Here is a 21,099-nt window from a genome sequence, read left to right as displayed (position 1 = left end):
TCGTGTACATAGCCCAAACAGCACTGGAGAGTAGAAATGGTTTGGACTTGTTGAACGGTGGTTTCGTTTTTCTTGGGACGCTTCAGACAGGTTTTGAGCTTGGTTTGAGTACGTGGGTCATAGGCGAGGTGACTGGAGTTGAGGAAAAAAGGGGGGGGGATTAAGTAGCTTTTTTACGATGCTGGAGGAGGCTTTAAGGTTTTGGGGCGCTACTTTTTTGGCTTTGGCTTTGGTTATTGTTGTTGTTGTTGTTGTTGTTGTTGGCCTCTTCTGGCGCCATAGCTTTCACACCTTAAACAGGGCGTAAAAGTAGCAAACCTCATATCGCATTGAGCCATTCAGTTGGACTCTTGAAAAGAAGGGAACAGAGTAATGTGAGTTTGCCGGTTGGTGCAGGTGTAGTGGTGTTCGGGCGATTCAGAGTACTTGCCGCGGTCAGTTTGGGAATTCGGGATGCAAGCCCTGTGCTGTTTGAGCGGGGCGTTTGTACTTGGTCCGGGGGACCAAGTACCCCGCGAGTTCACAGGGCGCCCGGATTCCCAAACTGACAAGGGCACCGGTGCGTAGCACCGGCAAGTGCTCAGCCCGAACACCACTACACCTGCACTAACCGGCTCCCTGCTCCTGCTCCCTTCTTTGTACGAGCAGCCTTCTCACCAACCGTTGAGTCCTTACCCCAAAGCAACTCACGAAGAAAGCCTGCTCTCAGTAATCCCCTCGAACCTATACAGCCTCAAAAAAAACAGCCCCTGAAACCAGGGGCTGTAATTCCAACAATTACTGATCAGAACGAATATTGTTATCCCGCACAATCTGCTCCCAGCGAGCGTTACGCTGCTGCACCCATTGGGCTGGAGAAACCTTGGACGAGTCGTAGGCTTGAATATCCAGCATCCGCAAAGTCTCGGCGGTGGACGGACGCTTCACGATATCGCTGAGTAAATCGTTCCATGCCTTGATCTTCTCTGGAGGCGAACCCTTGGTGGTGAAAACCAGATACGAGAAGCTCTCGTTAAAGTTTTCCAATCCAGGCAGCTTTGCTTCGGCCAAAGTAGGAACCTCAGGCAGTAAAGGATTGCGCTTGCCGCCAGAAGTCGCCAAGGGAGTCAGCAAACCTTCCTTGATCGGACCCAAGACACCGGCAATCGTCAGAAAGCCGCTGTCCAGACGCTCGCCATACATATCATTGACCACAGCGCTATTACTGCGATACGGAATGTGATCCAGCTTGATACCGCTATCCTGCGTCAAGGCCGACATCATCAAATGCCCAGGCGAACCCATACCGGCCGAGCCGTAATTCATGGGCTTGGCGCGGGCACGCTCCAGAAACTCGGCAGGCGTTGTGATGCCGGTCTTGCTGGGAACCACCAGAACCTGGTCAAAAGTACCCAGCAAAGACACCAGGTCCAGGGACTCCCCGATCTTGAACTTGCTGTTGACGTAAATATGCGGATTGGCTGTAGCAACCGTATCCAGTGTCAGCAGCAAGGTATTGCCATCCGGCTTGGCCCGGCCCACCGCCTCTGCAGCAATCGTACCGGCTGCACCCGCCCGGTTCTCCACCACAATCGTCTGGCCGGTGGTTTCAGTGGCTTCGCGGGCCAACATGCGACCCAGGACATCTAGCGGGCCTCCTGCCACGGAGCTGACCACAATGGTGGCCACCTCGGCACTCTGGACTGGTGTAGCCAAAGGTAAGATCAGCGCACAAATGCTTACTTTGCGCAGCAAGGAAAGGGTGGGCATAGATGTCTCCAGATAGAGGTAATTAACAGTGTTCAGCTCACGCTATCGCCAAAGGCAAGGGACTGGTTTCGCTGTGAGCCATCATGGTATCGATCAATTGGCACAAAAGCGTTGTTTTTAACGCTTGCGCGTCAGGTTCATTCCACAAATTATGTTGTTCCAGCGGATCGGCTTGCAGATCGTACAGCTCGCCAATTTGACCGCCTTCATACAGGCTCAGACGGTGCTGCTGCGTGACCAGCGAACGCAGCTTGGTGCGAATGGGCGTATTGAACAGCTTGCGCTGGTTTTCTTCTTCGATCAGTACGCCTTTGCGCCATTCCACAGGCTCCTTGTGCATCACTTTCAGCAAGGAGCGACCCTGGATGCCGTTGTAGGGCAGCTGGCCGGCACGTTCCAGCACCGTAGGCGCGACGTCAATGGTAGAGCAGACCGCCTCACTTGTGCCTTGAGTTTTCGCATCCTTGGGGTCAAACCAGATAAAGGGGCTGCGAATAATGCTTTGATAATGCACAGGGCCCTTCAGCATCAATTGATGGTCGCCCATGAAGTCGCCATGATCACTCATGAAAATGACGATGGTGTTTTCCGCCTGACCAGTGCGCTCCAGATGGTCCAGAATGCGCCCGATCTCGGCATCAATATGCGTGATGGAACCGTAGTTCAGCGCAATCGCCTCGCGGGCCTCGCGCTCGGAACAGGCAAACAGCGTAGGAGTGTGCTTGATGGCTTTGCCTTCATCGCGCAGCTGATGCAGCAATTGCAGATGGGCAGGCAGGGGATGCGGACCCAGGTGGAAGGAGTCGGGCAGGCTGACCTCTTCAGGCTTGTACATATCCCAGTACTGACCGTGCGGAGTGAAGGGATGATGCGGGTCCGGGAAGGAGCACTGAATAAAGAAGGGCTGTTGTTCCTGGGCATATTTGTCCAGCACAGCGCGGGTCCGTTCACCAATCCAGGCCGTGGTGCTGTACTCTTCTGGCACACGGGTACGCCAGGCCTGGCCAATGCGGCTTAACTCGTAGTCCGGAGTCGGGATGGCGTTTTCAGGGCCGGACAGGGCGGCGATTTCAGGATGTTCATCCTGCAGCCAGCGGCCATAGTCGCCCCAGACCTGATCGCCGTGATCAATGGCCAGGTCCACGTGCTCGTAGCCGTAAAAAGGTAGCTGAACACCGTGATCGGCGCGATCGCGCCACCATTGGCCACATTCCTGGCCGTAATCGTTGGTAGGCAGAGGAGGGCGAGCTTCTCCCTTGGTCGGAGGATCATCCGGCCGTGGGTAGAGCGGGGGCGTATCCGTTATATTTTGCAGGTGCGCCTTGCCGACCAAGGCTGTGCTCCAGCCTGCCTGGCGCAGTACATCGACAAAGGTGCTGGAATCCAGTGGCAGGGGCACACCATTGTGACGGGCGCCGTGCACCGAGGGCATGCGACCTGTCATCAGGGACGCACGGTTGGGCATACAGATTGGGGTGGCGACGTAAAATCGGTCAGCACTCCAACCACGAGCGGCTAAAGCATCCAGATTGGGCGTTTTAACTTCTTTATTGCCGTAACAAGCCAAATGGTCTGCGCGGAGTTGATCCGCAATGATCAATAAAAAATTGGGTACTGACTGAGACATGAAGTGCCTATTTTGTAGCTTTGGGTATCCCCATTATGGAAGCAGTAGCCATAATGTTAAATTGAATAACTTGCAGGTATATATACCTCTTTCATATAGGTAAGTCATGAGCTGGAGTGAACGCATTCGCTTGAAGCATCTGCAGGTTTTAATTCGTTTGTGCGAAGAAAAAAGCATGAGCGATGTGGCCCGGCAGTCCAATATGACTCAGCCTGCCTTGTCAAAATGGCTCAAGGATTTTGAAGACAATATAGGCATGCCCTTGTTCGAGCGTCATGCTCGCGGCATTGAGCCTTTGCCAGCCGCCCTGGCGCTGGTTTCCCAGGCCCAGGGGGTGTTGAATCGCCTTGACCGCATGAATGCAACTCTGGAGCAATACAGGCAGGGTTTTCGCCAGCAATTTACTTTGGGTATTTCGCCTATGGTGGCTGCGGTTTATTTGCCGCAGTTGCTGGTGTATTTGCACGAGCGCGATCCACAATGCCATATCCGTATTCAGGAAGGCACGCTGGATATTTTGAGCCGTAATCTGGAACAGGGCGAACTGGATCTGGTCATTGGCCGTGTAGATGAAGCAGGCCGTAACCCGGCGATGGCGTATTTGCCTTTGGGTATGGTGCCTTTGGGGGTAGCGGCTTGCCGCAAGCATCCTTTGGCACAGCAAGATGAAGTGACCTGGGAGCAGACGTTGGAGTATCCCTGGATATTGCCACCACGAAACAGCCCGATGCGGCGCAGTTTTGAACTGGGCCTGGATGCCAAGGGCTTGCCGTATCCCACCTGCGCCATTGAGTCCGCCTACGCACACACCAATGCCCGTGTGGCAGTCAATAGCGACTTTTTAGTGCCCATGACACGCAGCATGGTGCCGGTCTACCCGGAGCTGTGTATCTTGAACCTGGACTGGAGCGACCCGCGCTTGCATGGTCAGTTGGGTCTGTTGTGGCGCCCGCAGGATTCGGGCGAACCGATGTTGGAAGAGGTAATTAGCTGGATGAGTAAGCAACCTCAAGTGGTGTGATTGTAAGTCGGGGTCAGCGCGGGCGGACCCTGAAAGAACTGACAGCTTGTTTTTCAAACTCATGTAACTAAAAATTGCCGTTATGTTACTTTGTTTCTTCTTAGCGAATTGATTGATGGGAACAATTCTGGAAGGCTGGAAAAACTTGCAAGCGATCAGTATTAGCTCGGTGCGCGACACACTGAGCGGGAAATATCATTCTCGTGACTTCATTCATGCCCGAATGGAGTATTTGCGCAGCCGTGTCATTCTGGTCGGCTTGTTATTTGCTTTGCTGACCCCCCTTTGGACTTTGATGGACTGGCTGGTCTTGCCCAGTTGGCCCGCGCATTTGATGGCGATACGGGTTTTAAGCCTGGGGGGATTGATCTTGTGCGTATGGCTGGCTTTCAATGGCCACCAGCGCATTACCCGCATTTATGTTTTAAGCGGCCTGGTCTTTATTTTGCCGGCCTCTTTTTACGCTTATATGCTGCTGACCCTGTCCGGGGCCGGCCAGTACGTTGTACTGGGGTATGGCTTTATTCCTTTCCTGCTGGTGGCCACCTTAAGCATTTTTCCTTTCACTTTGCTGGAATCAGCCTTGGTGGGGGGCGCGTTAATTGCTTTGCAGGTTTTGGCCAGTGTCAGTTCGGGAACCTGGCTAAGCATGAAAGGTTTACAGGATCTTTGGCTTTTGACAGCCTTGCTGGTCGTCGCTTTAACAGCCAATTATTTCCACCTGGGACTTTTGCTGCGTTTATATCGGCAAGCCACACACGATACCTTGACCGGCTTGTTGAACCGGGGCGCGATTAGCCGTCAGCTGGGACAGGGACCAGTGCATGAAAGGCTGCATGTGCTGATGGTGGATCTGGATCATTTCAAGCAGATCAACGATACCCACGGTCACTCGGTAGGGGATGACGTGCTGACGCGTACTGCCTCTTTATTCAAGGCGCAGCTGGGGCCGGATGATCTGGCGGCCCGTTATGGTGGCGAGGAGTTTGTGCTGATTCTGGCCGGACGTAGTGATGCGCAGGCCTTGAGTTTTGCCGATCTGCTTTTGAGCCAGGTACAGGCACAAACCTTTTATAACCACGACCGCGAGGCTTTTCAGATTACGGCCAGTATGGGTTTGGCGGTATGCCAACCCGGTCAGGTGATTGAGGATGTCCTGATGCAGGCTGACCAGCGCTTGTATCAAGCCAAGCGCGCTGGTCGTAACCAGGTGGTGGCGAGGGATTAAGCCTGCCGGGTGAAACAGAAAGAAACGAGGCCTGGAGCGTGTGCCGCTCCAGGCCTCGTTTGCTATTGACGGCTTAGTAGCGCAGTGTTTGGCTATCCTGGCTGGCCTTGTCGATGTCCTGAGCGCTGATGGCATCGCTCTTGCACTTGAAGGCAGCAAACATCTCCAACTGATCCGAGTGATGGGCGCTGGCTTCGCCTTCAGGATTGATGAAACCGCTTTGACCGGGAGCCATAACCGAGCACATGCGCACGCCGGTGGGGTCCAGCACATACTGCAATCGGGCGCTGCCGGTGTTCAGATAAGGCATGATGCGGCGCTCGTGCGCAGGGTCAGACCAAGGCACCCCAATCGCATTGCGTGCGGCGAACAGCATGGATACGGCTGGAGCACGCCATTGCTGGGCTTGTGCACCCTGTGATTTCTGTAGCGAGGCAGCAGCTTGCTCCAGTGCGTCCAGCACCAGTTCCTGGGCCGGGCGACCTTGCAGGAAATCAATTGTTTGTGGCACACCAGCAGCCGGGCCCTGGATGGCATTCCAGATCAGCTTGGCGGCCGCAGCGGGCTGGGCACTGCGCGGATCATCCATGGCCGGGTACAGGCTTTGTGTGTAGGTGTTGTAGACGCTGTCAGGCAAACGACCTTTCAGGAATACGGGCACTGCGGCTTGCATCCAGGCCTGCATCACGGCTGGGGCGCTGCCTTCGTACTGTTTGCCATTGCTGGCCACGTGCAGCTTGTAGTCCCAGCCTTTCAGTTGTTCGGCAGCCTGACGGGCCAGGGCACTGGCACGTGGCAGCTTGGCAGCTTCCTGGATGATGGGGGCGAAGTAGCGCGCATTCAGATCAGAGCGGGCACCCAGGGAGTCAATGCCCCAGATTTCTTCGTCACTCAGGCGCTGCTTGGCCTGTAGCGGTGCCAGCAGTTCCTGCACACGGTCCACATAGGAGAAGTTGGAGTTGTCTGCCAGCAAGGCACCGTAGGCCTTGTTGTTCCAGCTGGCGATATAGCCTTGCTGCGGGTTCAGCACTTTGGGGTTGTGATCAAAGCTCAGGAAGCCTTGCCATTCCATACTGCCGTCGCCCGCTGCAGGGAACTGGATCGCCTGATTGGCTGGGCGCTTGGGCAAGAGGCCCAGGGCTGCCGCACCGATATTGTTCTGGGTGTCGGCATAGAACCAGGTAATGGAAGCGCTGACGCGCGAGGCCTGAGCCATGAATTGATCCCAGTTCTTGGCCTTGGCCGCATGGGCCCAGCCCAGCAAGGTTTCAATTTCCCGGCCTTCCCAGCTGCGACGGTTGGCGTAGGCGGTGTTGTTCTTTTTGTCCCAACTGCTGACATAACCTTGAGCTGCGCGGTAAACGTCCTGCGTCACATCGTCCTGACCACGCACCTTGATGCGTACCTGCTTGTGCTCCATGGGGTGCCAGGCATTGTTGTACCAGTAACTATGCGGGTCACCGTCTTTCAAGCGCAATTGGTAGACGTCATTGGTGTCCAGTGAACCCACGGTGGAGCCCCAGGCAATCTGGCCATTGGTGCCGAACAAAATAGCGGGCAGGGCAACGGCCGTGCTGCCGGTCAGGTCGTAGCCGGCACCGTGCAGGCCGACGCTATAGGTAATGGACGGGGTGTACCAGCCTTGTTGCGGGCCGTTGTACAGCACGGCATGACCGTGGCTTGTCTTTTCGGGGCCCAGCAACCAGGCATTACTGGCAGTAGGTGTGCCTGCGGCCACGGTGGGGCCCAAGGCCACGGCTTGCTTGTGCAGGTAGTCCTGCGCCGCTTGTGCGGACAGAGCTTGCAAATGCGTCGGCAAATCGGCCAGCGCTGCCTTGGCGTCAGGCTGCGGAATAATGGTGGGGGCAGTCGGGTCGTTCAGCCAGCGTAGTTGTTTGTAAAGCTGTTCGCCACGTTCCGCGCCCTGGTCTGCTTTCAGGGTTTCCAGCAGACTCAGGTTGGCCACTTCGGCCGTGCCAGCAAAGAAGCGGTTCAGAATCAGGCCCACCCAGACCATGGCAATGTCTTCAGGCTGCCACTCAGAAGGCTCAAACCCTTTGTCCAGAAACTCCTTGGGCATCAAGGTGTCGCGCTGGGCTTTCACCTCGCGAACGCGTTGGGTGAAACCAGCGGCATAGCCCTCGAACATGGCGCGGTCCTCTTGGGACAGAGCGGCCAATTGCTTGCGGATAGAGTCCGGATCGATATTGTTGTGAGTGACTTTATCCAGCTCCAGGAAGTCCGGTCCCAGAACTTCTGCCACGGTTCCCCAGCCAGAGCGCTTGGCAATTTCCATCTGGTATAGACGGTCTGTAGCCACGGCATAGGCATAGCCATAGAACAGGCCATAAGTGCTGTCGGCATAGATATGAGGAGTGCCGTAGCTGTCGCGCTTGATGGTGACGCTGCGCTCACTTAAGGGGGCGCTGGCACAGGCGGCCAGCAAGACGCTGGTGGTCAACACGCCAAGAGTCAGTCGGGATGGAAAGCGACGGGGAAAAGTCAAAATCTTGTCTCCAAAAGAATAGCCTGGAAGGCTACGTTTTTTTATCTCTTGAGAATATAACGTCAAAATTCTTTAGGCATTGATATTTCCAAGTGAAACCTTATAGAGGATTTCCCCAGTAGAAGCGGGGTTTGGGAACGAAACTTGCTGGTTCTTTGGTGAACACATTTATTGGGGAGCCTTGTTATGGAACGCATTATTGCGGCGGAATTCGATACGTTTGATCAGGCCCAACAAGCTGCGCGAGTCCTGCAGGGGCTGGGCTTGGAAAGTCAGGATCTGCAGATTTTCTACCTTAAACCAGGAGGTCAGCATGCGCAGTATCCGATTGGAGGTGACAGAACTTTGGACAAGGCTGCCCGAGGAGGTGGTTTGGGTGCCATCCTGGGTGTCGTTCTAGGGGCCGTCTTGGGGATCGCCCTGGGCTGGTGGTTATTGAGCATGACAAGCTGGCCTCAGCTGTTGTTGCTTGCCTTTGCGGCCTTGGGGGCTTACATCGGCGCCATGGTGGGCGGGATCGTGAAGCTGGGTGGCCATAAGCCTGAAAAAGAGCCTTTAAATCGCGTTTCGGGTGTCATGTTGGCGGCGCGTCTGGGGTCGGCCGAGGAAGCGGTACTGGTGCGTGAGTTGCAGCGCAATGGGGGCTACGCGATTGAATGGGCCAACGGCAATTGGAGTGATGGCCAATGGCAGGACTTCAACCCAACGCGCACCCCTCAGTTATACGATTTACCCTCTGCGGGGCAGAAAGTTCACGAGACTCGCAGTGGCTGATTGCCACTTTGGCGCGGTGACTCCAGAGCAGTAGCTTATAAGCCTTTCTAGCGTTTTTAGCCGTTTGCTTCCCCTTTGCCGGATATGATGGAGCAGTTTATGAAAACCATGATTCGGCGCGTGCAGGAACCAGGCGGGGTGGTTGCGTTTTAATCTTTGGGCTTATTAAGTGTAGTCACTGTATATCGGTAGTTATCTTCTTTTCAGGCTATCTACTTTTTCTGCTCATTTTTTCTTGATCTCCTTGCTGTAACGGCTTTCTGCCTGGTTTGTTGTGTTTTATGTTTAAAGTGTTCAAGGGTATATCCCTAGGTCTTGGCCGATTTACTCCAAAAAATACCATGTGTACACTTTAAATCACTAAAACAAGACAAGTTGCTGAGTCGTGTTTCGCCTCACAAGCCCACGGAGAAGACAATGAACAAGACATTTGCAGGGGTAGCACTGGCAGGAACGATGATGTTGCAAACCTTGGGGGCCACCGCTGCCGCCGAGGGGGTGATCAAGATCGGGGAGCTGAACAGCTATAAATCCCAGCCCGCGTTTTTGGGGCCCTATCGAAACGGGATGGAGCTGGCGGTTGAGCAGATCAATCTGGCCGGGGGGATTCACGGCAAGCAGCTGCAATTGATCATCAAGGATGACAACTCCAATCCCGGCGATGCGGTACGTGCGGCCGAGGAATTGATCTCGCGTGAAAAAGTGGATGTGCTGACCGGGACCTTCCTGTCCAATATCGGTCTGGCCATTACCGACTTTGCCAAACACAAAAAAGTATTCTTTCTGGCCAGCGAGCCGTTGACCGACAAGATCGTCTGGGCCGATGGCAACCGCTACACCTTCCGCCTGCGGAACTCTACCTATATGCAGGTAGCCATGCTGGTGCCCGAAGCCGTCAAGCTGAACAAGAAGCGCTGGGCGATTGTGTATCCCAACTACGAGTATGGACAGTCCGCCGTGGCCACTTTCAAGACCTTGATGAAAGAAGCCCAGCCCGATATTGAATTTGTGGCTGAACAGGCTACCCCGCTGGGCAAGGTCGATGCCGGTGCCGTGGTGCAGGCCTTGTCCGAAGCCAAGCCTGATGCGGTCTTTAACGTACTGTTTGCGTCCGACCTGGCTCGTCTGGTTCGTGCCGGTAATCAGCGCCAGTTCTTCAGTCCCGCCTTGCCGGTGGTCAGCATGTTGACGGGCGAGCCGGAGTACCTGGACCCCTTGGGTGAAGAAACGCCGGAAGGCTGGATTGTGACGGGCTACCCCTGGTACGCCATCGACACGCCCGAGCACAATGCCTTCCTGAAAGCCTATCAGGACAAGTACAAAGAGCACCCTCGCCTGGGCACGATTATTGGTTACAGCACGATTGTGTCGATTGCCGCCGGTATTGAAAAAGCCGGTTCTACCGACACGGAAGCCATGATCAAAGCCTTCCGTGGTCTGGATGTGGTCACACCTTTTGGCCCCATTACTTACCGTACGCAAGATCAGCAATCCACCCAGGGGGCGTATGTGGGTGTGCTGGCCAAACAAGACGGCAAGGGCATCATGACCAATATCCGTTACGCCGATGGCAAAGATGTACAGCCTACGGATGAGCAAGTCAGCCAGTGGCGTCCTGCCGCGGCCAATCAATAATTCCAGGAACGCAGTATTTCGTAGATCGGCGCACCGTCTGGTGCGCCACTTCTGACGCGAGGCAGTAATGGCCTTATCGGGTTTATGGGTGCAGTTCCTTAACGGGCTGGCCGAGGCATCGTCTTTGTTCCTGGTGGCGGCGGGTTTGTCCCTGATCTTCGGGGTGACACGCATCGTCAACTTTGCACACGGTTCCCTGTATATGCTGGGCATCTACATGGCGTACTCCACCGTGCAGTTCATGGGGGGCTCGGCGCTGGGGTTCTGGGCAGGCTTGATTGTGGCGGCCTTGCTGGTCGGCGCTTTGGGAGCCGTGCTGGAGATCGTGCTGCTGCGGCGTATTTATAAAGCGCCCGAGCTGTTCCAGTTATTGGCCACTTTTGCCCTGGTGCTGGTGATCAATGACGGGGCCTTGGCCGTGTGGGGGCCGGAAGATCTGCTGGGACCGTTGGCTCCGGGTTTGAACGGTTCTATTTCCATTGCAGGTCGCTTCTTTCCAGTCTATGACCTGGTGCTGATCGTGATCGGTCCGGTGGTGCTGGGCTTGCTGTGGCTCTTGCTGACCCGTACCCGATGGGGTGTGCTGGTGCGCGCCGCGACCCACGACAGACAAATGCTGGGTGCGCTGGGTGTGAATCAGGCCTGGTTGTTTACGGGTGTGTTTGCCTTGGGTGCCTTCCTGGCGGGTTTGGGTGGTGCTGTGCAATTGCCGCGTCAGCCCGCCAATCTGCTGCTGGACTTGAGCGTGATTGGGGATGCCTTTGTGATTGTGGTGGTCGGTGGCATGGGCTCCATCCCCGGTGCTTACGTGGCTGCGCTGATCGTCGCTGAATTGAAGGCCCTGTGTATTGCGCTGGGCACGGTCACCTTCTTTGGTGTGGACTTTGCCTTTCCGAAGTTGACGCTGGTGGTGGAATTCATCTTCATGGCCGTGGTGCTGGTGTTCCGGCCTTGGGGCTTGTTTGGACGTGCTCAAGCCGTCAGCCGTAACTCGGCCCCTATCGAAGCGCCTCTTCGTGCTGGTAGTGGAGCGTTCCAGGTCATGGTGCTGGTAGTTCTGGGTGTGATGGCGGCCTTGCCTTTGATGAGCGACTGGTTCCCGTATGCGCCCGTGCTGGCTCTGGATATTCTGGTTTTGTCCCTGTTCTCCTTGAGCCTGCATTTCATGATGGGGCCAGGGGGCATGAACTCCTTTGGTCATGCTGCTTACTTTGGTCTAGGCGCTTATGCGGCTGCTCTGTTGTTCAAAGCGGCGGCCTTGTCCATGGGCTGGTCCCTGGTTCTGGCTCCAGCTGTCGCAGGCTTGGGTGCGCTGATCTTTGGCTGGTTCTGCGTGCGTCTGTCCGGTGTTTACCTGGCTATGCTGACCCTGGCTTTCGCACAGATTATCTGGTCGATTGTGTATCAGTGGGACAGCTTTACGGGTGGCTCCAATGGCGTTGTCGGTATCTGGCCTGCGGAGTGGCTGTCGGGTGATCGCTACTATTACTTTGCCTTGCTGCTGGTGGTGGCAGCGGCCTTCCTGTTGCGTCGCATCTTGTTCTCCCCCTTTGGTTACGCCATGCGTGCCAGCCGGGACTCGGCCTTGCGGGCCGAGGCCATTGGTATCCCCGTCAAGCGTGTGCAGTGGCTGACCTTTATTCTGGCAGGTACGTTTGCTGGTCTGGCCGGTGCCTTGTTTGTCTTTTCCAAAGGTAGCGTCTCGCCTGAAGTGATCGCAGTGAACAAGTCCGTGGATGGCTTGGTCATGGTCTTGCTGGGTGGTTTGCAAACTCTGGTTGGGCCAGTGGTGGGTGCAGCCGTATTCACTTTGCTGCAGGATTTCTTCCTGGGCATTACACAGTATTGGCGCGCCTTGTTCGGTGGCGTGATTCTGCTGCTGGTTCTGGCTTTCCCGCAGGGTATTGCCGGCTTTTTCAAACGCTGGGCGCATCGCCGCGTAGCACCGGAGGCATCGTCATGAGTTTGCTGCAAGTACGAGGTCTTAAAAAAGCGTTTGGCGGCAATCTGGCCGTAGACGGTATCGAGTTTGATGTGCAGGCCGGAGAGTTTCTGGCCTTGATCGGCCCCAATGGGGCTGGCAAAACCACCACCTTCAATATGGTGGGCGGGCAATTGACGCCTACAGCCGGGTCAGTGCGTTTGGGCGATCAGGAACTGGTAGGGCTGGCCCCGCGCAAGATTGCTGCCTTGGGGGTGGGCCGTACCTTTCAGATTGCCGCAACTTTTGCGTCCCTGACGGTGGTGGAAAACGTGCAGATGGCCTTGCTGGCACATCAGAAAAAACTGTTTTCCTTCTGGCGTCGGGCGGCTCAGTTCGAACGGGCTCGTGCGCTGGATTTGCTGGATCAGGTGGGTATGCTGGCGCAGGCTGAACGCCCTTGTAGCGAGCTGGCTTACGGGGACGTGAAGCGGGTAGAGCTGGCGATTGCATTGGCCAACGACCCCCGTCTTTTGCTGATGGACGAACCCACGGCAGGCATGGCACCCAAAGAGCGTAATGAGCTGATGCGCCTGACCAAAAAACTGGTGATCGAACGCAATATGGGTGTGCTGTTTACCGAGCACAGTATGGACGTGGTGTTCGAGCACTCGGACCGCATGTTGGTGCTGGCCCGTGGTCGGCTGGTGGCAGAAGGGGATGCAGACTATATCCGTCAGCATCCCAAGGTGCAGGAGGTGTACTTTGGCACAGGCAAAACATTCGAGAACAAGGAGCCCGCATGATGCAGGATTTAGTAGCCGGTTCTGAGCGGGTTGCCACAGGCGTGGCCGACAAGCAGCCTTTGCTAAGTGTGGATGGCTTGAATGCCTGGTACGGTGCTGCGCATATCTTGTTTGACCTGTCACTGACCGTGCAACGTGGTGAAGTGGTCGCCTTGATGGGGCGTAACGGCGCGGGCAAGTCCACTACCTTGAAATCCATTATGGGTTTGATGGAGCGCTGCGACGGTCACATTGAATTCATGGGCCAGGCCATTCACGACAAGCAGCCATTTGAAATCGCACGTGCGGGTTTGGGCTTTGTGCCCGAAGACCGGCGTATCTTTACCGACCTGAGCGTCACGGAAAATCTGGAGGTGGGACGTCAGCCAGCACGGCGCTGGCCCGATGGTACAGCAGCTCCGCACTGGCAGCCCGAGCGCTTGTACAGCTTGTTTCCGAATCTGGGTCAAATGCAGGACAGGCCCGGTGGGCAGATGAGCGGGGGCGAGCAACAAATGCTGACCGTCGCGCGCACCTTGATGGGCAATCCTTATCTGGTCTTGCTGGACGAACCATCCGAGGGCGTGGCTCCCGTGATTGTGGAGCAGATGGTGCACATGATTCTGGAGCTGAAGCAGGCCGGAGTCAGCATCTTGCTGTCCGAGCAGAATTTGCACTTTGCCGAGTTGGTGTCGGATCGGGCTTATGTGCTGGAAAAGGGGCAAATACGGTACAGTGGCGCCATGCAGGAATTAAGTGCCAACGAGCAAGTGCGGCGCACTTACCTGTCCGTCTAACTTTGGGCCTCCCAGTAATGGAGGCCAGACCGGCTTCAGGAGAACACCATGGCAGATGCACGTCCCAATCCTCAGGCAGTGATTGATTTCTGGGTTGAATCAGGGCCAGAGAAATGGTTTCGCAAGTCCGATGACTTTGACCGGGAATTTCGCGAACGTTTTTTGGACTGGCACGAACGTGCGGCCAAGGGCGAGCTGGATGATTGGGCACAGACGGCAGAAGGAGCCTATGCCTTGCTGATTCTGCTGGATCAGTTTCCGCGCAACTCTTTTCGCAATACCACGCGCATGTATGCGACCGATGAGAAGGGTTTGGCGATTGCCAAGGAAATGGTGGCCAAGGGGCTGGATAAACAGATTCCGGTGGAGCGTCGGGTGTTTTGCTACTTGCCGTATTCCCATGCAGAGAACCTGGCCGATCAGCAAGAGGCCGTGCGTCTGAATCAGGAAATTGGCCGTCCCTGGCTGGACCACGCTGAGGAGCATCTGGATGTGGTGGAGCGCTTTGGGCGCTTCCCGCACCGTAATTCGATCCTGGGGCGTACTACGACTGCGGAGGAGCAGAAGTTCCTGGAGGCTGGTGGTTTTTCCGGCTGATGGGTTTTGAGTCCGGGCCAGGCTGGGATCTTGGGCTTGGCCTGGGCCAAGTCTGAAGGTGATGCACCATAAAACAGAGGCGGCCAAGTGAAAACTTGAAGCCGCCTTTGTTTCGTTTGCCGCGTGTCCAAACACTCTCTGCGGACACCCCCCGTCTACAAGTGTCCCTTCTGTTCCCTGATGGTCGCAATCTTGTCTTTCAGTCCTGTCCAGGCCGGTTTGTCCGGAGCAAAACGCGCTCGCATATAGTTCAGCAAATCTTCCATCTGCTCGTCATTCATGCTGTTCTTGAAACCGGGCATGGAGCCCAGAGCAGGCTGTGCCGGACGGGTAATGCCGTGCATCAATACCTGAATCGTATTGTCCGGATGCTCGCTGTGCAGATTGCTGTTCAAGGCCAGGGACGGGCGGGCACCAAATAGCACCGGCCCACCGCGCGGGTCGTGACAGACAGCACAAGCGCCGTTGAACAGGTTTTCACCCGGCATCAACATCACTTCCTTATTGCTGCGGCTGTTCTGCTCCAAAAGCGCGGCCTGGGCGGCGTGCGTTTGTTCTTGTTCGCTCTTGACCGGGTTCAGGCTGCTTAGATAATGCGCCATGGCGCGGACGTCGGACTCAGGCAGCTCTGCCAGGCCTGCTACTACCGGTCCCATTGGTCCTGCTGCTACGCCATGTCGGGGCGAATAGCCGGTACGCAAGTACTGGTACAGCTCCTGTTCTGTCCAGGGGATGGGGGCTTTGGACAAGCTATTGAGTGCAGGCGCTTCCCAGTTGTCCGCAAAACCACCGGCCAGGAAATTCGCTTCACCCCCTTTCTCGGCACCCAGCATATTGCGCGGGCTATGGCAGGCCGCACAGTGTCCGCTGCTGTTAACCAGATACGCGCCCCGATTCCATTGCACGGTTTGCGTGGGGTCCGGCACGTAGGCATTCGGATCACGGTGAAACAGCAGGTTCCAGCCCGCTACCAAAGGCCGCATATTCATGGGGAAGGGCAGTTTGGTTTCAGGCACTTCGGATTTCACCGGCTCTTGCGTCATCAAGTAGGCGTACAGGGACTGCATGTCCTCATCGCTGATCTTGGCAAAGGCCGTGTAAGGGAAGGCCGGGTACAGGTGGCGACCGTCCTGATGAATACCTTCGCGCATGGCACGTTCAAAGGCTTTGTAGCTCCAGCTGCCTATGCCGGTTTCTTTGTCCGGGGTGATGTTGGTGGTATAGATCGTGCCAAACGGCGTATCCAAACCCAGACCGCCCGCATTGGGTGTGCCGCCTTCAGCGGTGTGGCAGACCATGCAGTCGCCCGCAATGGCAACCAGGCGGCCGCGTTCGATGGCCAGCTCTGAAAAGATGGAGGTATCCACCTGGCCGACCGGTGCAATGGCAGGTCGCCAGGGCAGGGCACTCAAGACTGTGCCGGTGGCGACCGCGGCCAAGGCACCCCACCAGGCTTTGCGTTTTTTGCTGCTGCCTGTCTTATCGGCCTGATAGCCCAGTGCCAAAGACTGTTCGCTAAAAGGCGCGCTGGTCAGACGTATGCCACTGGCATTGAAAATTGCATTGGCAATGGCGGCAGCGGCAGGCAGTTCCACGCCCTGGCTCCAGGCCAAAGGCTGGCCTACAGCAGACTCCCGTTTGACCAGCTGAACGGCTGGCTTGTCGGCTGTTTCTTTGACGGGGCTGTCGCTATGACCTTCACCGCCTTTGCCCACGCCGTTGTTTAGCAGTTGCTGCGCCCAACGACTCAGTCGGTCGGCCAAGGCAGGCGCGGACTCCGTGGCCTGCTCGGGAGTGCCCAGCTCGGTGCTGTCGTGGCCAATGGTCAGCTTGTCTATGCTGAGTGTGCCTTGGCGGGTATCGACGCTAACATCCACGGCCCAGGCGGACCACTGCTCGCGTGCAGCTTGCCCGGGGACGTGTTCAACAATATGGCTGTAGGCCAGCCCGCGACCCTTGCGTAAAGGGCCTTGATGGGCGGGCAAGGGTTCGGACCAGTCCGACTGTTCGGCAACCCGTTGCAGCAGATCTCGACCTTGGGGACTACTGACTTGTTCCAGTCGTGCCGCCAAGGGGTCCAGTCCCAGGCTGTGGCAGTCTTGATCGAACTGCGACTCTTGAGCAAAGATCGTGGCCTGGGCCAGGCTGTCGGGGTCGCTGCTGGCGGCTGCGCCATCATAGTTAGGTGTAGGGGCGGAGAAGTAATCGTTTTTTACGGCCGGGCCGCTGCTGGGCAAACCTGGCTGACCGCAAAGAATGGCCGCCAGAGAAGGGCGCGCACCGGACAAGGTATTCAGTTGCCAGCGGGTGGCCCGCAAATGGGCATTCAGATCGTTTGGCTCTGCAGTGCCTTTAAAGACACTCAGGCGAATGATGTCTGCACTGTGGCTGGCACGAACTTGTACGGCCTGGGGGCGCCCAAAGGCCATGACTGCCGCATCCATGGCACAGTCGTAAGCATCGGCCTGATTGCCGGCAATATCCTGCAAATGGATCTGTTCGCTGGGCAGGCCGCTCAAGGCTTGCAGCTCAATCAGCAGGGCCGCGGGGCGCTGCGTATGCGCCCAAACATAAAGCTGTTTGTCGTGATAACAGGCACGGGCCCAGGCAGTTTCCTGATGCTCGGCGGCAGATTGCCATTCATAGCTTTGATCGGGGGTGCTAAGCGTAGCAGCAACATCCTCATTCGCTGGAAGCGTAGCCTGGTTTGCCGCTACGGGCGTAGCCCAACGTGCATCCAGCAAAGCAGCGCCTTGCTGAGCCTGCTCGGCTTGCACCGCCAGCACACCCAGAAAATTGCCCATACGCACACAGGCCACGACACCAGGCACTTGCAGGGCGGCCTGCTGGTTTACGGTCTGTAATTCAGCACCCAGATACTGCCCGTTTTCGTAGGACCAGTAAGGAGGGCGTACAACAGCGCCATGCAGCAGGCTGGTGCCATCAGGCAGTTCCGGCCACAACGCTCGGGAAAGGTCTTGTACTGAATGACTCATGGCCTAGCCTTTGCGACGCGTACAGCGGCTTGCATGATTTCTACGTGCGTGCCGCAACGGCACAGGTTATAGCGCAGCTCGTCCCGAATTTGCTCTTCGGTGGCTTGCGGATTGCGTTCCAGCAGGGCCTGCACGGTCATGACCATGCCATTGAGGCAATAGCCGCATTGTGCGGCCTGGCAGTCAATAAATGCCTGCTGAACATCATTAGGCTGGCCGTTCCGGGCCAAGCCTTCCAAGGTAGTGATCTGACGGTTTTCTACCAGGCTGACAGGCACAACACAGGAGCGGGCGGCCACACCATCGACCAGCACCGTACAGGCGCCACATTCACCCAGGCCACAGCCGAATTTGGGGCCATTCAGTTCCAGGTCGTTACGCAATACATAAAGCAGCGGCGTATCGGGTTCCACCTCGATGATGTGGGTCTCTTGATTGACCCGCAAGGTGTGCGGGCGAGTACAAGGGTTCATGGGTTTCACCTTTGGTAGATCGCACCTTGTTGTCGGACAGCGTGTGCGGTGCTTTTATCAGCTCGGTATTGATATGCTTAAATTAAGTGTATACACTTTAATTTATCGAGTAAATAGATTCTACTACTCCCTTGAGGTATCAATCAAAGCCCTCCTGGGAAGGCGTTCGAAATTCGGTCTAATCTTATTTAATATAGGGTTTACACTGATTATTAAGCCCTTGATTTTCTCTTTATAGTAGTTGTGATAAATGGGTTGAAGCGCACGGCATTTGTTTTTATTAGGGCGTGTACGCTAGTAATCAATGTTTTGCCAGGGGGCGTTTCAGGCAGGTTTTCAGGGATGGAGCCCTGATGGCCGGTTTCCAGCCCCTTATATAAAGCCCAGCCAGGAGAGTGTGATGTCTTACGATGCGCCGCGCCACCAGCAGCAAGACTTGCTCAGGGCGTCTGGCACCTTGCTGATTTTAGCGGCACCGGCGCGGCCTCCCAAGCCTTCGCCCGGCCAGCCCGGCGTGGTGTCCGAGTATTTGCAGGCGCACGACGATGTCTTTGTCGCCGTGTCCGAACAGGGCTGGGTGCGCGCTTTTAATGGGCACGTGGATCTGGGTACCGGCATTCAAACTGCACTGAGTCAGATTGTGGCCGACGAGCTGGATGTGCCCATGGCACGCGTGCAAATGGTGCTGGGTCATACCGATGCGGTGCCCAATCAAGGCCCCACCATCGCCAGTGCTTCGATTCAGATTCATGCTGTACCGCTGCGCAAGGCGGCGGCTCAGGCACGTCAATTGCTGCTGGCACAAGCCGCAGAACGCTGGGCACTGCCTGCCGATCAATTACGCGTGAAAGACGGCACCATCATTGCCCCGGACGGGCGCAGCCTGACTTACTGGAAACTGCTGGAGGGTCTGGAACTGCGGGCCTATCTGGATAAAGAAACTCCCACCAAACCGGCCGAACAATTGCGCATTGTAGGGACAGCCCAGGCGCGTGTCGATATTCCGGGCAAGGTCGCAGGGCAGTGGGTGTATGTGCACGATGTGCGCGTGCCCGGTATGTTGCATGGCCGCGTTGTGCGTCCTCCTTATATAGGGCGTGATAGCGGCGACTTCATCGGTCGCAGTCTGGAGTCCGTGGACGAGGAGTCCATCCGTCATATTGGCGACGATGTGCGAGTCGTGGTGATTGGCGACTTTATTGGTGTGGTCGCGCGTCGTGAAGAACACGCCATGCGTGCTGCCCGCGAATTGAAAGTGCGCTGGAAAGCGATTCCTCCGCTGGAGGATATGAGCAATCTGGAGCAGCTGATTCGTCGTCAGCCCATGACAGAGCGTTTGCTGGCCGATAAAGGGCCGGGTTTTGACGAGCTGCCGCCAGAAGGCAAACGCTTGAAGCGTAGCTATGTCTGGCCTTTTCAACTCCACGCCTCTATTGGTCCGTCTTGCGCGGTGGCGGACTATCAGCCCGGTCATAGCCGGATCTGGTCAGGCTCGCAGAACCCGCATATGTTGCGCGTTCATTTGAGCCAGTTGCTGGACGAGGACGAGGCCGGTCTGGAGATCATCCGTCACGAAGCGGCCGGTTGCTATGGCCGTAATTGTGCTGACGATGTGTGTGCGGATGCCTTGCTCTTGTCCCAAGCCGTAGGTGCGCCGGTGCGTGTGCAACTGACGCGAGAACAAGAGCACGGCTGGGAGCCTAAAGGCGCTGCTCAGTTGATGGATGTCGAAGGCTCCATTGATGCCCAAGGGCAACTGCGTCATTACGATTTTGTGACCCATTACCCCTCCAACGATGCGCCGAATCTGGCGCTCTTGCTGACGGGGCGGGAGTCGGCGGCCCCCCGTCAATTGGAAATGGGGGACCGTACGGCCGTACCGCCTTACAGCTATCCCAAGCAGCGCATTGTGTGTCAGGACATGCCCGCGATTGTGCGCGCTTCCTGGTTGCGCGGCGTGTCGGCCATGCCCAACTCTTTTGCGCATGACTGCTTTCTGGATGAGCTGGCAGTGGAAGCGGGTGTGGACCCCTTGACCTATCGCCTGCGTTATCTGGATCAGGATGAACGTGCTCAGGAACTGCTGCAGGCGGTGGCGGATAAGGGGCACTGGCAGATTGGGCAGCGTGGTTCGCGCGGGCAGCCGGATGAGCAGGGCTATTTGTATGGCCGTGGTCTGTCGTATGCCCGTTATATACACAGCAAGTTCCCTGGTTTCGGGGCGGCCTGGTCAGCCTGGTTACTGGATTTGCGGGTCCATATAGAAACGGGCGTGATCGACGTGCAGAAGATTTATGTGGGTCAGGATACCGGGCAGATGGTGAACCCGGCCGGTGTGCGCCACCAGATTCACGGCAATGTGATTCAGTCCTTGAGCCGCACGTTGTATGAACAGGTGCGCTTTAACGCACAAGGCGTGGTCAGTGCGGAGTGGGGCGCCTATCCCATTGTGGATTTCCCACGTATCCCGCCCATAGAGGTGATTTTGATGGACAGGCAGTCCGAGCCGCCTATGGGGTCGGGCGAATCCGCCTCCGTACCCTGTGCCTCGGCCATTGCCAATGCTTTGTTTGATGCAACTGGCCGACGTTTTCGGCAGGTGCCTTTTACACCGGATGTGGTCCGGGCCGCGCTGGCTGCTACGCCTCAAATGGCCTAGGCAGCAGCAGTTTTCATGGGTCGGGCTTAGGGCCTGACGGTTTCAATCCAAGGACAGATTAATGAGTACCTTTCTTTACGGCGGCCATGTTCATGCCAATGGCATTCGTCAGCATTATTTGCGTTACGGTGGTTCCAGCGAGGGTCGCGATCAGCGCCCAGCCGTCATCATTGTTCCTGGTATCACCAGTCCGGCGGTGACCTGGGGCTTTGTGGGCGAGCAGTTCGGCAAGCACTTTGATACCTACATTCAAGACGTACGTGGTCGCGGTTTGAGCGAAGCGGCTGAAGGCATGGATTACAGCCTGGATGCGCAGGCGGATGACTTGATT

Annotated in this window: 15 protein-coding genes; 10 read left to right on the top strand and 5 right to left on the bottom strand. The window is 56.5% G+C overall.

Going from position 1 to position 21,099, the window contains the following annotated elements:
• Window positions 1-777: 777 nt before the first annotated feature.
• Together WFM49_RS18445 and WFM49_RS18440 are read right to left on the bottom strand one after the other, a co-directional pair.
• Window positions 778-1,749 (bottom strand): Bug family tripartite tricarboxylate transporter substrate binding protein, encoded by a 972-nt coding sequence (locus WFM49_RS18445; RefSeq protein ID WP_009464013.1) that lies wholly within the window; start codon window positions 1,747-1,749, stop codon window positions 778-780.
• A gap of 37 nt (window positions 1,750-1,786) precedes the next feature.
• Complete coding sequence (locus WFM49_RS18440; protein ID WP_031232491.1) at window positions 1,787-3,376, bottom strand: sulfatase family protein; 1,590 nt, start codon at window positions 3,374-3,376, stop codon at window positions 1,787-1,789.
• Window positions 3,377-3,482: 106 nt separating this feature from the next.
• On the opposite strand from WFM49_RS18440, the gene WFM49_RS18435 reads away from it, so the two are divergent.
• Both WFM49_RS18435 and WFM49_RS18430 read left to right on the top strand, forming a co-directional pair.
• Window positions 3,483-4,397, top strand: a complete 915-nt coding sequence (locus tag WFM49_RS18435) for a LysR family transcriptional regulator (protein ID WP_009464011.1) — start codon at window positions 3,483-3,485, stop codon at window positions 4,395-4,397.
• A 115-nt stretch (window positions 4,398-4,512) separates the two neighbouring features.
• The gene (locus WFM49_RS18430; RefSeq protein WP_009464009.1) at window positions 4,513-5,625 is read left to right on the top strand and encodes a GGDEF domain-containing protein; all 1,113 of its coding nucleotides are present in this window, start codon (window positions 4,513-4,515) and stop codon (window positions 5,623-5,625) included.
• Between the two features lie 73 nt (window positions 5,626-5,698).
• On the opposite strand, the gene WFM49_RS18425 is transcribed toward WFM49_RS18430, so the two are convergent.
• A complete protein-coding gene (locus WFM49_RS18425) occupies window positions 5,699-8,131 on the bottom strand; it encodes a penicillin acylase family protein (RefSeq protein ID WP_336974825.1) in 2,433 nt (810 codons plus the stop codon).
• Between the two features lie 186 nt (window positions 8,132-8,317).
• Between WFM49_RS18425 and WFM49_RS18420 the strand changes: the two genes are divergently transcribed.
• The 6 genes from WFM49_RS18420 to WFM49_RS18395 all read left to right on the top strand — a co-directional run bounded on the left by WFM49_RS18420 (window position 8,318) and on the right by WFM49_RS18395 (window position 14,640).
• Window positions 8,318-8,905 carry a hypothetical protein gene (locus tag WFM49_RS18420; RefSeq protein WP_009464005.1) on the top strand — a complete coding sequence of 196 codons (588 nt, stop codon included), beginning with the start codon at window positions 8,318-8,320 and terminating at the stop codon, window positions 8,903-8,905.
• A 417-nt stretch (window positions 8,906-9,322) separates the two neighbouring features.
• On the top strand, window positions 9,323-10,540 hold the full coding sequence (locus WFM49_RS18415) for an ABC transporter substrate-binding protein (RefSeq protein ID WP_336974820.1): 1,218 nt from the start codon (window positions 9,323-9,325) through the stop codon (window positions 10,538-10,540).
• A gap of 67 nt (window positions 10,541-10,607) precedes the next feature.
• Window positions 10,608-12,503: an ABC transporter permease gene (locus WFM49_RS18410; RefSeq protein ID WP_250756053.1), complete on the top strand. Its 1,896-nt coding sequence runs from the start codon at window positions 10,608-10,610 to the stop codon at window positions 12,501-12,503.
• The gene (locus WFM49_RS18405) at window positions 12,500-13,267 is read left to right on the top strand and encodes an ABC transporter ATP-binding protein (RefSeq protein ID WP_035273692.1); all 768 of its coding nucleotides are present in this window, start codon (window positions 12,500-12,502) and stop codon (window positions 13,265-13,267) included. Before WFM49_RS18410 ends, WFM49_RS18405 begins: the two co-directional genes overlap by 4 nt.
• Entirely contained in the window at window positions 13,267-14,043 is a 777-nt protein-coding gene (locus WFM49_RS18400) for an ABC transporter ATP-binding protein (RefSeq protein WP_088453187.1), read from the top strand. The genes WFM49_RS18405 and WFM49_RS18400 overlap by 1 nt, the downstream gene beginning before the upstream one ends.
• A gap of 48 nt (window positions 14,044-14,091) precedes the next feature.
• The gene (locus tag WFM49_RS18395) at window positions 14,092-14,640 is read left to right on the top strand and encodes a DUF924 family protein (RefSeq protein WP_045931264.1); all 549 of its coding nucleotides are present in this window, start codon (window positions 14,092-14,094) and stop codon (window positions 14,638-14,640) included.
• 155 nt (window positions 14,641-14,795) lie between these two features.
• On the opposite strand, the gene WFM49_RS18390 is transcribed toward WFM49_RS18395, so the two are convergent.
• On the bottom strand, window positions 14,796-17,636 hold the full coding sequence (locus tag WFM49_RS18390) for a c-type cytochrome (RefSeq protein WP_336974810.1): 2,841 nt from the start codon (window positions 17,634-17,636) through the stop codon (window positions 14,796-14,798).
• Window positions 17,633-18,109, bottom strand: coding sequence for a (2Fe-2S)-binding protein (locus WFM49_RS18385; RefSeq protein WP_009463902.1), 477 nt, complete (start codon window positions 18,107-18,109; stop codon window positions 17,633-17,635). The genes WFM49_RS18390 and WFM49_RS18385 overlap by 4 nt, the downstream gene beginning before the upstream one ends.
• A 400-nt stretch (window positions 18,110-18,509) precedes the next feature.
• Between WFM49_RS18385 and WFM49_RS18380 the strand changes: the two genes are divergently transcribed.
• Both WFM49_RS18380 and WFM49_RS18375 read left to right on the top strand, forming a co-directional pair.
• Window positions 18,510-20,768, top strand: a complete 2,259-nt coding sequence (locus WFM49_RS18380; protein WP_336974807.1) for a xanthine dehydrogenase family protein molybdopterin-binding subunit — start codon at window positions 18,510-18,512, stop codon at window positions 20,766-20,768.
• A 61-nt stretch (window positions 20,769-20,829) separates the two neighbouring features.
• A partial coding sequence (locus WFM49_RS18375) for an alpha/beta fold hydrolase (protein ID WP_442893042.1) occupies window positions 20,830-21,099 on the top strand: 270 nt, incomplete at its 3' end.

This window comes from Alcaligenes sp. PF14 (assembly GCF_037150615.1).
Lineage (GTDB): Bacteria > Pseudomonadota > Gammaproteobacteria > Burkholderiales > Burkholderiaceae_B > Alcaligenes > Alcaligenes phenolicus.
The sequence above is the reverse complement of the archived record's forward strand: the minus strand, read 5'-3'. Positions and strand labels throughout refer to the sequence as shown.